We start from the raw sequence: 14,064 nt of genomic DNA on the forward strand, positions 1-14,064 counted from the left end.
GAACAATAGATGAGACGCAATCCAAGTGTGGGCAAAGGCTGGTTAGTCATAGGTGCATTATTCATTATTGTTGGATTTGGACTAATTATGTTCCGTAATGCCTCCTACGATAAACAAATTGTATTGATGAAAGAACAGTGTAAAGATGAAGGTGGCGAACTTATCGTCAAAGAATTAGGCAATTTCTTTACACGTAATTATGACATTAAATGTGATAAATAAATATAACCCTTCTTTTGGTATCATTTAACACTAAAAGAGGGGTTATTTTTATTGTGTAATAGTTAAATATAGACTAGCGATGAGCAAGAGTAAATTTTCATCTTGAATGTTAGCTTGTATGGTAAAATGACCACCTGATGCCTGAATCGTGGCAACTTCTTGTGCTGCAATGTGTATAAAATAGTCTTCTTTAAAATTACTCGTTATAATAATCTCGGCATCATTAAGTGTACAAGTATAAACAGAGCGTAATAATTCATCTTTATGCTCTTGTAATAAAAATAGCTCATGATTAATCTTTAACTCAAAAGATAAGTGATGTAAAGAAAATTTAGGCTGAATTTTAACGATTTCTTGGTCATGCGTATTGTAAGCACATAACGTAGAGGAAAACGGAAATGTATCTTGTAGAGATAAAATTGTAATGGTATTGATTAGCGTTTTCCAATGGGCTTGTTTTTCCTTGTAGATAGTACCACATAAGATCGTATCTTTATTTACGATTTGATGAAGTACATACTGTTTTTTATGTGGTTCAATACGATAGAGATATGGATACAATAAAATCACCTCGCTTATTATACGTAACAACAGGTGAGATTGTTTCATATATTATACAAATGCCTTTTAAAAATGAGAAATAAGTTGTTAATAAAAGGATAAAAAAGGATTTTAAATTTAGGTATTAAGGTATGTATAAATAGGTTTTAATGCTCTTTAAATAGCCAATTATTAACGCTATTGTTGGTGTGGTAAAACTCTTATCACTTTGGCAACAATCTTGCTATGTACCTACACGATAGTCGTTTGCTACGATGAAGGCAACAAATTTGAGAGGATGACCAATGATGGATGTGAACAAACAAATTGTGCAAGCCACATGGATTGGCATCATAGCTAATATTATATTAACCCTTTTAAAAGGTGCGTTTGGTTTTATCGCAAATAGTAAAGCTTTACTTGCAGACGCTTTACATTCTGCTTCAGATATAGTCGGTTCTGTTGTAATTTTATTTGGGGTTAAAGTAGCCATTAAGCCACCAGATGAAGAGCATCCATATGGTCATGGTAAAGCAGAAACAATCGCATCAATTATTGTTGCATTTTTACTAATATTGGTGGGTGTTGAAATTACAATATCAGCGATTAAGTCTATGTTCCAAGGAAATGTAGCTATTCCTAAGATGAGTGCGCTCATTATTATTGCCATTTCTATCGTAGCAAAAGAGGCTCTATTTCAATATAAATATCGGTTAGGTAAAAGGGTGAATAGCATTGCTTTAATTAGTGAAGCATGGCATCATCGTTCGGATGCTTTTTCATCTATTGCTGCATTAATTGGTATTGCGGCTACTTTAATTGGTAATCATTATGATATTTCATTTTTATTGTATGCTGATGCAGTTGCTAGTATTGCAGTCGCAGCGATTGTTATTCGAATGGGATATGCTCTAGCAAAGGAGTCATCTATTATGATGATGGAACAAGTGTTAGATGAACAACAAATTGCACAATTTGAGCAGACGATTACAGGTGTAGCAGGTGTGCGTAAAGTAGACAAAGTATATGCACGTACACATGGACGCTATGTTGTCTTAGACGTACGTTTAAGCGTAGATGCGAACTTGACTGTAGAAGAAGGGCATATGATTAGCAAACAAGTGAAACGCTCTCTTATTACTAACCATAATAATATTCAAGATGCTATTATTCATTTAAATCCTTATGCGACTTGTTCAGAAGATATAGCGTGTAAATTAGTATGAAGAAGGGCTATCGAAAATAATGCTTTGTGATGGTCGCTCTACTAGTGAATATGAAATGATACAAATGGTAAAGGAAATCATATTTTTCTTTTACCATTTATTTTGTCCTATGTGTATTTTTAACATGTAGGTAAACATACACAAAATGTTCAAAAAACTAAAGGAATATAGAAAAGTATTATTTTGCAAAAAAACGCTAAAAAAATGACTAAAAACATTGTTCTCCACTATAATATCATGTAATGTTAAAAGCAGATTTCTTTTTGTCTTACGTAAAATAATAAGATAAAATAAAGAGACAACTTTGAGCAGTCAGGAGCAGATTAGATGAAGAAAATGGTGAACAATTTTAAAGGTCGTTTGTATCTATTATTTTTAATCGTCTTGTTAGTACCCGTACTTTGCGTAGGTTCTTTATCCTACTTGACCGCAAAGTCCGCAATTAAAAATGAAATTCTCTATAGTGCGAATGAAAGTGTCCGAGTTTTAGATGATTTAATTACTAAAACCATTCAAGATAGCGAACATGACATTACGATACTGAGCGATAAAATGGCAGGCAAAGATTTTGAGAAAAATAAAACGATGATGAACTACCAACTGCAACGCTATGCAGAGTTAAATAAAAATGTATTAAGTGTATATGTTGGGACAAATGATGGTGGTTATTTAGCAGCGCCAAAAGTAAATGAAGATAAAAGTTATAATCCTCGAGAGAGAGAATGGTATAAATTAGCGATGGGAAATAAAGGGGAAGTCGCAATCACACCACCTTACAAAGATATTGTTGGAGGAGATATGGTTGTTACAGTTGCTAAAGCATTAAAAGATAACGAGGGAGTAGTAGCTGTAGATATTAAACTATCCGAAATTCATGATATGGCTACATCAATTAGTATAGGGCGTAAGGGATATCCTTCTGTATTAGACGAAAATCGTGTTACGCTATCACATCCAACAGTGGAACTGGGGAAAGTTCGTGACGAATCATTTTTAGATGCCATGTATAAAAAAGACAAAGGTGAAATAGCATATACTTTTGATAATGATAGTCGTACTATGTTATTTACAACCAATGAGCAAACAGGTTGGAAAATTACAGGCACCATTTACAATGAAGAAATTGAAGAGGCAGCTGTACCTATACTAAAGCAAACGTTATGGGTGCTGGTCATTGCTATTATTGTGAGTGCGATTATTTTCCACTTCGTTTTACGTTTAATTATTAAGCCAATTATTTCATTAAAACAAAGCGCACAAAAAATTAGCGCAGGGAATTTACAAGAAGAAATTATGATTCCCACAGAAGATGAGATTGGTGAGTTAGGTACTGCATTCAATGACATGCGTATTAATTTAGCTACTATGTTAGAAAATATGGAGCGAAATGCAGAAGAAGTGGCAGCTTCAGCAGCACAGTTAACAGCAAATGCTAGTGAGACAAGCCTTGCAACAGAGAGACTGACAAATGCCAGTCAAGATATTGCAACAAATGCAGAGTCTCAAACTGCACAAGCCGATAAAAATGCTACATCATTACAAGAATTATCAACAGCTATTATTCATGTGGCGGATATTTCATCTGAGGTAGCAGATTTAGCACAACATACGACATTACAAGCTGAAGAAGGTGGAGAAGCAGTTCACAATACAAAGATGCAAATGACTGCGATCCATGATTCTGTCAATAAGTCTAATGAGATTACGCAAGCGTTGTATGAACGTTCTAAAGAAATTTCGTCCATATTAGATGTGATTACAAGTATTGCTGAACAAACCAATTTACTCGCATTAAATGCAGCGATTGAAGCGGCACGTGCGGGTGAACATGGTAAGGGCTTTGCTGTTGTGGCAGATGAGGTACGTAATTTGGCTGAGCAGTCACAACAGTCTGCACAAAAAATCTTTGATTTAATTCGTAATGTACAAGCGGAGACAGCACAGTCTGTAACGATTATGCAAGAAGTAACAGAAGGCGTAACGCAAGGCTTACAAATTACAGACGAAGCCATTATGAAATTTGATGTGATTGAAACAAGTATGAAACAAATTACGCCAAAAATGGCAGATGTGACAGCCGCTTCAGAAGAAATGGCAGCAAGTGTGCAAGAAGTAACAGCTGTCACCGAAGACTTTGTGCATACAGCTAAAGATAATGCAGAAAGAGCAGAAGACATGGCTGCCTCTACAGAGGAGCAATTAGCTTCAATGGAAGAAATCTCAGCCTCAGCACAAGCGTTAGCTCATATGGCAGACGAATTAAAAACATTAACAAGTCAGTTTGAAGCCAAAATATAGTGAGTCAAAAAAAGGTGAGACGCAACCTATTTTTACTAAAGTGTTAGTAAGATTTTAATGTGAGATAAAAGAGACAGGTACAAAATAAAAATGTTAGACCAATACTATTGGTCTAACATTTTTTGATGCAGTGAAGCAGATATTCACTTCCTGAAATTGCTTGTCAATATAATGGAATGATTTTATGTACATAGGCTATTACATCTTATTAAAAGCAAGGTATTACGGTTTATTGTTGTTACCTGGATTTCTAATATGTGTTCTATTCAATCATTGTAAGTTCAGGAGAACCATTAAATGTATTCATATAATATTGCCAAGTAAAATCGGTTAATCTACTTTGTCCATCTTCAAAAACAGTGATTTGTTCATTAACACGTACGCGATATTGAAAAGCATCTAACGGTTCAATATCTTCTACAGTAATAGCGACGACTTCTTCTGTAATATTTTGCTCAGCTAATGAAGCGATTAAGCGCATTTGAGATTCTTCTAAGACAGATTGTTGCTGAATAAAGGGACGCACTTGTTCATAATCTTGGCTGTTAATAGCTTCAACCATTGCTAAAGCATAAGCTAACATAAAGTCTTGTATAATCGCATTTCGTTCTGATGATGGGGTATGTTCGTCTAAAAGTGTGTCCTCAAATGATGGAGTTTGAGTAAGTTGATAGCGCTCATAACCAATTTCTCCAATAATAAGGAAACATAAAATGACAAGCCACCAACGTAAGCGATATAATACTGTCACACTATACGAAAAAGCAGTAACAATAAGCGCAATAAGTGCCACAATAATAGTGATGATAATGGCATAACCAAGCATTGTACCAAGTTTTTCTATTAAAAGTTCAATCATGTTATAAATTCCTTTTTACACATATCATACCATATTAATTAATAAAAAATACTACTGCTTGCGTATTGTGCAGTAGTATTTTTCATCTTTTATTCGTTTGGCATAATCTTAATAACAGGTTTTGGTGTTTTAATTTTCGGGAGGATACGATTTAAAGCGACAGAGCGTTCAATAATATGTGTATCTGGATTTGTTGGGTCATATTGGTCTAAAAATGCGATAACCTCTTTAACAATTGGCGTTGGTGTTGATGCACCAGCAGTTACTGCCACAGTATCAACGCCTTTTAGCCATGCAATATCAAGTTCTGAAATGTCCGCAATACGATACGATTTTGTGTGAGCAATTTCTTCTGAAACTTGTGTTAAACGGTTAGAGTTATTAGACTTAGGGTCACCAACGACAATGAGTAGGTCTGCTTGCCCAGCTTGATTCGCTACCGCTTCTTGACGTACTTGTGTAGCTAAGCAGATTTCTTTATGCACCTCAATGTGTGGGAATTTATTCTTTAATTCTTCCATAATATGAACGACATCCCATTGACTCATAGTCGTTTGGTTAGTGACAAGTAATTTATCATTATCTAATTGAAGCGCAGCAACGTCCTCAAGATTTTGTACGAGATGAACATGATTCGGGGCAACGCCTATTGCACCTTCTGGTTCAGGGTGATTTTTTTTGCCAATATAAATAATATCGTACCCTTCAGCAGATTTTTCTGCAATTAAGTCATGTGTTACTGTTACATCAGGACATGTAGCATCAATAGCTACTAACCCTTTTTCTTTAGCGATGCGACGAATTTCAGGTGATACACCATGAGCGGTAAAAATAACTGTACCTGTTTCGACTTGTTTAATAATATCTAAACGATTTTCACCATCTAATGTAATAATACCATCAGCTTCAAAAGCATCTGTAACATGTTTATTGTGGACAATCATACCTAAAATATAAATCGGACGAGGTAAAGATGTATCGAGTGCAGCATTGCGTGCAATGACCATCGCGTCAACGACACCATAACAGTAGCCACGTGGATTAATTTTAATAACTTGCATTGTGTTTCCCCTTTCATACATACGGTAGTTACATTATAACGGAGACAATCAAATAGTACAAAGAAACGCTTATAAAAAGCATGCTTGACACGTATAGTATAATAGGCGAATGCGTATAAAACATGTTACAATATGAACGGTCAGGAGGCATTATCATGTCAAAATACACAGATTATCAATTTAAACCATTTTTACGAGATGCAATTCAAGCGTTAGGGTTTGAAACCCCAACACCTATTCAAAAAGAAATGATCCCCCTTTTATTAAAAGGGAAAAGCGCAATTGGACAAGCACATACAGGGACAGGTAAAACACATAGTTTCCTATTGCCAATTGTTCAGCGTATTAATGAAGAACAACAAGAAGTACAAGCAGTTATTACTTCACCGACACGTGAGTTAGCGCAACAAATTTTTGATGCATTACAGCAGTTAATTGAGCATACGGATATTCGCGCCAAATTATTCATTGGTGGTACAGATAAAAAACGTACAATTGAAAAATTAACGACACAGCCACAAATCGTTGTTGGGACACCGGGACGTATTAATGACTTAGTAAAAGAGCAAGCGTTATTTGTGCATACAGCAAATATATTAGTGGTAGATGAGGCAGACCTTGCTTTTGATATGGGTTTTATAGAAGATATTGATGGTTTTGCAGCACAAATGCCAGAGCGGTTAGAAATGTATGTCTTTTCAGCAACTATTCCAGAACGTTTAAAACCTTTCTTGAAAAAGTATATGGATGCACCTGTTCATATCAATATGAAGGATAGCAAACCTGTAGCGGAAGGTATTGACTTTTATTTAGTGCCTACGCGCTCTAAATCAAGAGGTGATCGATTACTTGAGATTGTGCAAACGATTAATCCTTATATTGCTGTGATTTTTACCAACACACGAAAAACAGCGGAGCAAGTTGCTTACTATTTAAATAGTAATGGTGTACGTGCAGGGCAAATTCATGGCGATTTAAGCCCACGTGACCGTAAAAAAATGATGAAACAAGTACGTGACTTAGAATATCAATATATTGTGGCTACAGATTTAGCAGCTCGTGGTATTGATATTCAAGGCATTTCACACGTTATTAACTATGAGATTCCAGAGGATTTAGAGTTTTTCATTCACCGTGTAGGGCGTACAGCACGCGCAGGGAATAAAGGTACAGCAATTACCTTGTATGAACCATCTGATGAAGATGCGTTAGCAAGAGTAGAAGCAATGGGTATTCCGTTTGAGCGTAAAGATATTGCCAAAGGCGAATTTGTCGACATGAAAGATCGTCATGCGCGTAAAAATCGTCAGAAACAAGTAAATGAGATTGATGAAATCGCAAAATCTAAAGTTCGCAAACCGAAAAAAGTGAAACCAGGTTATAAACGCAAAATGGGTTGGAAGATGGATGAGATTAAACGTAAAGAGCGTCGTAAACGCGGTCGTATGAATAAATAAGGAGCGGATAGCATTGTTAATTGGTTCACATGTTTCAATGAGTGGGAAAGAAATGTTGTTAGGAGCGAGTAAAGAGGCGTTATCGTATGGTGCGAATACATTTATGATTTACACTGGTGCGCCGCAAAACACACGTCGTAAACCCATTGAGGACTTAAATATTGAAGCGGGTTTAGCGCATATGAAAGAGCATGGTATGGAAAAGATTGTTGTACATGCCCCTTATATTATTAATATCGCTAATACTACAAAACCAGAAACTTTTCGTTTAGGCGTCGACTTTTTACAAACCGAAATTGAGCGTACAGCAGCGTTAGGCGCAAGCCAAATTGTATTGCATCCAGGTGCTCATGTAGGTGCCGGGGTAGATGCGGGTATTGCTAAAATTATTGAGGGCTTAAATGAGGTGCTATCACAAGATGCCCCTGTACAAATTGCTTTAGAGACGATGGCAGGCAAAGGAACAGAATGCGGACGCACCTTTGATGAATTAGCTAAAATCATAGATGGTGTTACGCATAATGAGCGTCTTTCTGTATGTTTTGATACGTGTCACGTCCATGATGCTGGGTATGATATTGTGGATGATTTAGATGGGGTATTAGAAAAGTTTGACCAAGTGGTAGGTTTGGACCGTATTAAAGTATTGCATATTAATGATTCAAAAAATGTGAGAGCAGCACATAAAGACCGTCATGAAAACATCGGTTTTGGTCATATTGGTTTCGATACATTATATCGTGTGGTACATCATGATGCATTTGGTGATATTCCGCGCATTTTAGAAACGCCTTATGTAGCACTGACAGATCAACCAAAGTCAAAACAAGCACCTTATGCAATAGAAATTGACATGCTTCGCACAGGATTATTCAATGAAGCGCGAATTGATGCGCTACGCTAGGTCATAAGTTTAGTGCAATGTGGTGCATTATGCGTGTATTGAGAGTAACTACTTCTCATTTTATACAAAAGAATTTATAATTATAATAGTATCAACATGATAACTATTTTATTTATTCGTTTGTTAAAAGGAGGGATGGATTATGGCTACATTTATTTATATGTGTGACGTAATTCAAGAGGAAGCTTTAATGCTACACCGCATTCAGCCTGGTGACGAAGCCAATCATAAAAATATTGTATTCGTCATTCGTACAGGTGAAACATTAACGAATGCAGCACTCGAAATCGTCCAAGACAACGAACTCATTTGGTCGTCGCCATTAAAGCAGACGCCTAAATTACGTTTTGATGAGATGTTACCATTGGCAAAAAAGGCACATTTATTGTATTTAGCAACAGCACGCTTTAATAAAGTAGAGTTGTTATCTAATGGAGGTAAATGCGATATTCAGCTCGTTGACCAAGGTAAAGTATTACGAAAACGTACAGTATTATTTACATCATTAGAGCAAGATTTATATCATACAGACAATTACTCGGAGTTCGTAGCAGATGGTTTTAATCATGAGATGATGCAAGACGTATCACATGAAGATTTTCATATTGCTTATACGAAATTTGATAGTACAGCCATTACTGATATGACAGCCCAAGCATTTGGTGATGGTGTAGACCAACATGTCGCTCAACAAGATTTATCCGCACATAATCTTAGTATTGACGAGTATAGTGAAGCGGCAGTTGAATATTTTACAGATGTAAAAGTCGAGCCAACACCAACAGCTCAAATCGATTTAACACAAGTAAATCCACAAGCACTAGCAACGGATATCGAAGCACGTTCTTTTGGTGACGGTATAGACCATCATCAAAAGCAAGAAGATTTGTCCGCACATGGTTTAGACGTGAGTGAGTATTCCGAAGTGGCGATTGAATATATTGATAAAAAGGATGTACCTATTCAAGAGGATGACAAAGAAGTAGACGTGAATCAAATGAATTTACAGGAGATTACGGATATTGAAGCGCGTTCTTTTGGTGATGGCACGAAAAAAGATTGACGATTATCGTCAATCTTTTTTTCTTTACAAGTGATAACTTATCCGCTATAATGTTACTTTGTAAATCGTAACGATTTTGAATTAGAAGGAAGCGATGATATGAAGCAGACATTACTACAACTTAATGATATTAGCTTTGCTTATGAACAGCGTAAAGCACTTGATCATATTTCTTTGCAAGTGAATGAAGGCGATTTTTTAGCATTATTAGGGCCCAATGGTTCAGGAAAATCGACATTATTAAAAATTATTTTAGGCTTATTAAAACCAACATCAGGTGAAGTAGTATTATTTGATGAGCCAGCGAAACAATTTAAACATCGTGAATGGATTGGCTATGTCTCACAAAAGTCCAATGCTTTTAATTCGGGTTTTCCAGCAACTGTATTTGAAGTCGTACGCAGTGGCTTAACAAAAAAGGTGGGCTTATTCAAACGTTTGCCTAAGAATGTACATACCTTGGTCGATGAGGCGTTAGAAGCAGTTGGTATGTTAGCCTTCAAATCGCGTAGCATTGGTGCCTTGTCTGGCGGACAACAACAGCGTGTATTTATCGCGAGGGCATTGATTAGTGAGCCTAAAATGCTTGTGTTAGATGAGCCAACCGTCGGTATTGATCATGAAAATGTGCAAGCATTTTATGATTTATTAGCGCATTTAAATCAACAACGTGGTATTACAATGTTGTTAGTCACACATGATGTTGATGTTGTATCAAGTCACATTACACATGTTGCTTGTTTAAATCAAACGATTCATTTTCACGGCTATAAAAATGAATTTGATGAGATGTCACAAGAAGCAAGAGACGTATGGTATGGACATGCCGTTCGTAAAATACACTAAAGGAGTAAACAGATGATTGAAGCCATCTTCCAATATGAATTTTTACAAAATGCCTTTCTATCAGGTATGATTATTGGCGTTATTGCACCACTCCTAGGTGTGTTTATTGTTGTACGCCGCCTATCTTTAATTGCTGATGCCTTGTCTCACGTTACACTTGCAGGGATTGCAGGTAGTTTATACCTCAGCCAAACTTTCTCAGCTTTAGCATTACTGAATCCCATTTATTTAGGCATTGTGGCATCTGTTACAGGGTCGCTATTTATTGAGCGTTTACGTCGTGTATACAAGCATTATGAAGAACTAGCCATTCCCATTATTATGTCTGGTGGTATAGGGATTAGTGCTATTTTTATTTCACTGGCTCAAGGTTTTAGCGCAGATTTAATGAGTTATTTGTTTGGCTCTGTCTCTGCTGTAGCACGCAGTGATTTATTTGTGGTCATTGTTATTGCCATTGTAGTGATTGTCTTTTTACGGATTTTTTATAAGGAATTATTTGTCTTATCTTTTGATGAAGAATATAGTCGAGCGAGTGGCCTGCCATCAAAAGCGGTGCATATTGCCTTTATGTTAGTGACAGCTTTAGTTATTGCAGCAAGTATGCGTATTGTGGGGATTTTATTAGTCTCCTCTTTAATGACATTACCTGTGGCTGCTGCTATGCGCGTGGCAACAAGCTTTAAACAAACGATAATATATGCTATTATTTTTGGCGAGATGGCAGTTATGATTGGGCTTGTGAGTGCATTCTTCCTAGATTTAGCGCCAGGTGGTACAATAGTAGTAACGGCAATTCTCATTTTATTACTTGTGATTTGGTTGAAAAAATTGTTGCCTCAACGATTAGGAGCTGAAGCATAATGAATAGCGTCAAAGCATGGGAAATATTAAAAGCAAATGGGTATAAAAAAACAGATAAACGTGAACGTCTTTTAGAGATGTTTAATGCAACAGAGAAATATTTAACTGCAAGACAATTATTAGATGTATTGAAAATGGAATATCCGGGCATGAGTTATGATACGATTTATCGTAATTTAGCTACATTTGTGTCATTAGGAATTTTAGATGAAACAGAGTTGTCTGGAGAGCGTCATTTCCGTATGCAATGTGATGCAAAAGAGCATCATCATCATTTTATTTGTATGGATTGTGGTGATGTCAAGGCGTTAGAGCTATGCCCAATGGAAATGGTTGGGCAAAATTTACATGGCTATGAAATTGAAAATCACAAGTTTGAAATTTACGGGAAATGCCCACAATGTCATTAAAAAAACGCTGGTGGAAAGTACATACTTTCCACCAGCGTTTTTTAATGAAACAAATGAGTCTTAGTTACGTATATGAAGTAAGAGGTGAATAAAATGGCATGGGATGAGTTACAGCAAAAGCAAATGCATTTACAAAGGCAGTTAGAAGAGCGAGATCGTTTATATAAGCAAGTTGTACAGTACAAACTACAACAAAAGCAATTATTAAAGAGACAAAGCATCTTACAGGCTGAACAGCAAGTATATGAAAATAAAATAGCTTATTTTAATAAACAGACATTTTGGCAGCGACTTGCTAATCGTAATGGAAAACTAGATCAAAAAGTTGAACAAAAGGAGATGCGATTAGCACAAATTATTATTAAATTACAAGAGGTACAACAGTTACTTCAGTTTACACAAGCGCAAATTACACAAGTTGAGGCAAAGCGTGCTCAAGGTCTAAATACAGATGAGTTACTTGCTGAGGTACAACAATTACGCACAAAAAAGCGACTATATGTCATACAATATCAGCCAGCACAAGCGGAGCAATTGGCGGAATTAGAGGACCAACAAGCGAATGCCATTCGCTTGTTATATGAAGTAGAAGAAGCTATTGAAGCAGGGCAAAAAGCGAAACAATTAATTGCAATGCTTATGCAACAATTAGATACAGCACGAGGTTATTCAGCATGGGATTTATTTGGTGGAGGTTTATTTATTACACATTTAAAGCATAGTGAAATAGACAAAGTTAAATCGATTTTGCCTAACGTACATGCAGCTTTACAACAATTTCAAAATGAATTGTTAGACGTTGATCATTATGAAATAAGTGCAGTCAATGTGGATACAGACGGCTTCGTCAAGTTTGCGGATTATTTTTTTGATGATATTTTCTCAGCGTGGAGTGTTAATAGTCAGTTAGCAGAGGCACAAAAAAATGTCATACAGCTGCAGGATAATGTGGATAATACATTGCGTAGATTATGTGTTAAACAAGAGGAAGTCACAGCCTATCAAGTTAATGTTAAAAAAGCACAAGATACATTACTCCAAACTTTATAATATAGCTAAATGAAACGAGGTAGAGGCATCATGCGATGATTTGTAAAAAGCAAGATGCAGCATAGCTCTTCCTAACTAAAAAAACATGTTAGACCAAATTTCCATGAGTCTAACATGTTTTTTAGTGGTTTGTGCTTACACAATACTTGTCTCTGGCATTGTCACAACAGAGATTATGATTGATTCTCTTGCTTTTGTCCAGAATGATTTGTATGAGGGTAGGGGTCAATCTCTTTATGACCACCTTGTGTATTTGTTGCTTTTTTCATAAAAACTAAAATGGGAACAATAATAAAGATGACACATACTAAAATACCACCAACAATGCCTAACATATGAATAACGCCTCCAACTTATTTCTTTCATCATACCAATGCTAAATCAAAGGATTCAAGCGACGAATTATTGAACACTTTCCCAAATTTGTCGTTGTTGTGTTTTGAGTGTCAGCAATTGTTGTGTGTTTGTTTGCTCTAGTTGGTAAAGAGAGTGTTGCTGCTCATTAATTTGATATTTTACATGTGTTAGTTGTTGAATGGCTTTGCTTTCTTGTTGTGCGATAAAGCCCGTATAGCGTATATCGTCATATTGCTGGACTAATGTAGAGGGGAATATGCCTTGCAATTGGTACTCGTAGTGCTGTAATAGTTGACGAGTTTGTTCACACACTTGAGCGGTTTCTTTGTTTGTTTCATAGGCGATAGAAGCTGTCAACATCCCACAATGATTAGGTTTAGATTTTGAGTGTACACGAGCTAACTGTAGTTTACGATTGACTTTGTGAAGTGCTTGAGGTAACGCACTTGCTAGCATTTGTAAATGCTGTAAAGTATGATTTTGTTGTTGAAGCTGTAACATAGTTTTACGTATTGTAAGAACTTGTTGAGCTAACACAGGGTAGTATACTTCAAGGTGTCGCTGTTTTAATTGGTCTACAGCTTGTAGTTGGTGTTGTAGTATCGTCATTTGTTGTTTGGCTTCTTGTTTCTCTACCTCATTTAACATGTAAGGCGTTAAGGAGTGCATGCGTTTTTTAATGCATTGTATACGGTCTTGGAGCTGTTGTTCATTGCGAAATAAACGTTTAATATATTGAAAGGAAAAACGTGAAGTAGGCACGAGCTCATGTAAGAGTTGATGATAACGAGCTTGCAATTGTAAAAAATGTTTTTCGCTTTTTTTACTTGTGATATAACGCTTACGATAATAATCATAATGATTTTGTAAATCATCTTCTCGTTGCAAAATATGTAGCCATGTCATA

Annotated in this window: 15 protein-coding genes; 10 read left to right on the forward strand and 5 right to left on the reverse strand. The window is 36.1% G+C overall.

Features of this window, described 5'->3' with window-relative positions:
• The first annotated feature begins 9 nt into the window (after positions 1–9).
• Positions 10–222: a hypothetical protein gene (locus IEW44_RS02530; protein WP_188613454.1), complete on the forward strand. Its 213-nt coding sequence runs from the start codon at positions 10–12 to the stop codon at positions 220–222.
• A gap of 48 nt (positions 223–270) precedes the next feature.
• Here IEW44_RS02530 and IEW44_RS02535 read toward each other — a convergent pair whose 3' ends face one another.
• The gene (locus IEW44_RS02535; RefSeq protein WP_188613455.1) at positions 271–783 is read right to left on the reverse strand and encodes a hypothetical protein; all 513 of its coding nucleotides are present in this window, start codon (positions 781–783) and stop codon (positions 271–273) included.
• 284 nt (positions 784–1,067) lie between these two features.
• Between IEW44_RS02535 and IEW44_RS02540 the strand changes: the two genes are divergently transcribed.
• Together IEW44_RS02540 and IEW44_RS02545 are read left to right on the forward strand one after the other, a co-directional pair.
• On the forward strand, positions 1,068–1,988 hold the full coding sequence (locus tag IEW44_RS02540) for a cation diffusion facilitator family transporter (protein WP_188613456.1): 921 nt from the start codon (positions 1,068–1,070) through the stop codon (positions 1,986–1,988).
• Between the two features lie 327 nt (positions 1,989–2,315).
• Positions 2,316–4,286, forward strand: a complete 1,971-nt coding sequence (locus IEW44_RS02545; RefSeq protein ID WP_188613457.1) for a methyl-accepting chemotaxis protein — start codon at positions 2,316–2,318, stop codon at positions 4,284–4,286.
• Between the two features lie 262 nt (positions 4,287–4,548).
• Here the strand turns inward: IEW44_RS02545 and IEW44_RS02550 are convergent, their stop codons facing one another.
• Both IEW44_RS02550 and IEW44_RS02555 read right to left on the reverse strand, forming a co-directional pair.
• On the reverse strand, positions 4,549–5,145 hold the full coding sequence (locus IEW44_RS02550) for a TcaA NTF2-like domain-containing protein (RefSeq protein WP_188613458.1): 597 nt from the start codon (positions 5,143–5,145) through the stop codon (positions 4,549–4,551).
• A gap of 89 nt (positions 5,146–5,234) precedes the next feature.
• Entirely contained in the window at positions 5,235–6,206 is a 972-nt protein-coding gene (locus IEW44_RS02555; RefSeq protein WP_188613459.1) for a 4-hydroxy-3-methylbut-2-enyl diphosphate reductase, read from the reverse strand.
• A 155-nt stretch (positions 6,207–6,361) separates the two neighbouring features.
• Here IEW44_RS02555 and IEW44_RS02560 point away from each other — a divergent pair, with 155 nt between their 5' ends.
• The 7 genes from IEW44_RS02560 to IEW44_RS02590 all read left to right on the forward strand — a co-directional run bounded on the left by IEW44_RS02560 (position 6,362) and on the right by IEW44_RS02590 (position 12,800).
• Positions 6,362–7,663 carry a DEAD/DEAH box helicase gene (locus IEW44_RS02560; protein WP_188613460.1) on the forward strand — a complete coding sequence of 434 codons (1,302 nt, stop codon included), beginning with the start codon at positions 6,362–6,364 and terminating at the stop codon, positions 7,661–7,663.
• A 13-nt stretch (positions 7,664–7,676) separates the two neighbouring features.
• Positions 7,677–8,567 (forward strand): deoxyribonuclease IV, encoded by an 891-nt coding sequence (locus IEW44_RS02565; RefSeq protein WP_188613461.1) that lies wholly within the window; start codon positions 7,677–7,679, stop codon positions 8,565–8,567.
• Positions 8,568–8,709: 142 nt separating this feature from the next.
• Positions 8,710–9,630: a hypothetical protein gene (locus IEW44_RS02570; RefSeq protein WP_188613462.1), complete on the forward strand. Its 921-nt coding sequence runs from the start codon at positions 8,710–8,712 to the stop codon at positions 9,628–9,630.
• Positions 9,631–9,729: 99 nt separating this feature from the next.
• A complete protein-coding gene (locus tag IEW44_RS02575) occupies positions 9,730–10,476 on the forward strand; it encodes a metal ABC transporter ATP-binding protein (protein WP_188613463.1) in 747 nt (248 codons plus the stop codon).
• 12 nt (positions 10,477–10,488) lie between these two features.
• On the forward strand, positions 10,489–11,340 hold the full coding sequence (locus IEW44_RS02580) for a metal ABC transporter permease (RefSeq protein WP_188613464.1): 852 nt from the start codon (positions 10,489–10,491) through the stop codon (positions 11,338–11,340).
• Positions 11,340–11,750, forward strand: coding sequence for a Fur family transcriptional regulator (locus IEW44_RS02585; protein WP_188613465.1), 411 nt, complete (start codon positions 11,340–11,342; stop codon positions 11,748–11,750). Before IEW44_RS02580 ends, IEW44_RS02585 begins: the two co-directional genes overlap by 1 nt.
• A gap of 93 nt (positions 11,751–11,843) precedes the next feature.
• Positions 11,844–12,800 (forward strand): hypothetical protein, encoded by a 957-nt coding sequence (locus IEW44_RS02590; RefSeq protein WP_188613466.1) that lies wholly within the window; start codon positions 11,844–11,846, stop codon positions 12,798–12,800.
• 173 nt (positions 12,801–12,973) lie between these two features.
• On the opposite strand, the gene IEW44_RS02595 is transcribed toward IEW44_RS02590, so the two are convergent.
• Positions 12,974–13,135: a hypothetical protein gene (locus IEW44_RS02595; RefSeq protein ID WP_188613467.1), complete on the reverse strand. Its 162-nt coding sequence runs from the start codon at positions 13,133–13,135 to the stop codon at positions 12,974–12,976.
• A 67-nt stretch (positions 13,136–13,202) separates the two neighbouring features.
• Positions 13,203–14,063: a hypothetical protein gene (locus IEW44_RS02600; protein WP_188613468.1), complete on the reverse strand. Its 861-nt coding sequence runs from the start codon at positions 14,061–14,063 to the stop codon at positions 13,203–13,205.
• Between the last annotated feature and the right edge of the window lies 1 nt (position 14,064).

The organism is Lysinibacillus alkalisoli, assembly GCF_014643595.1.
GTDB lineage: Bacteria > Bacillota > Bacilli > Bacillales_A > Planococcaceae > Metalysinibacillus > Metalysinibacillus alkalisoli.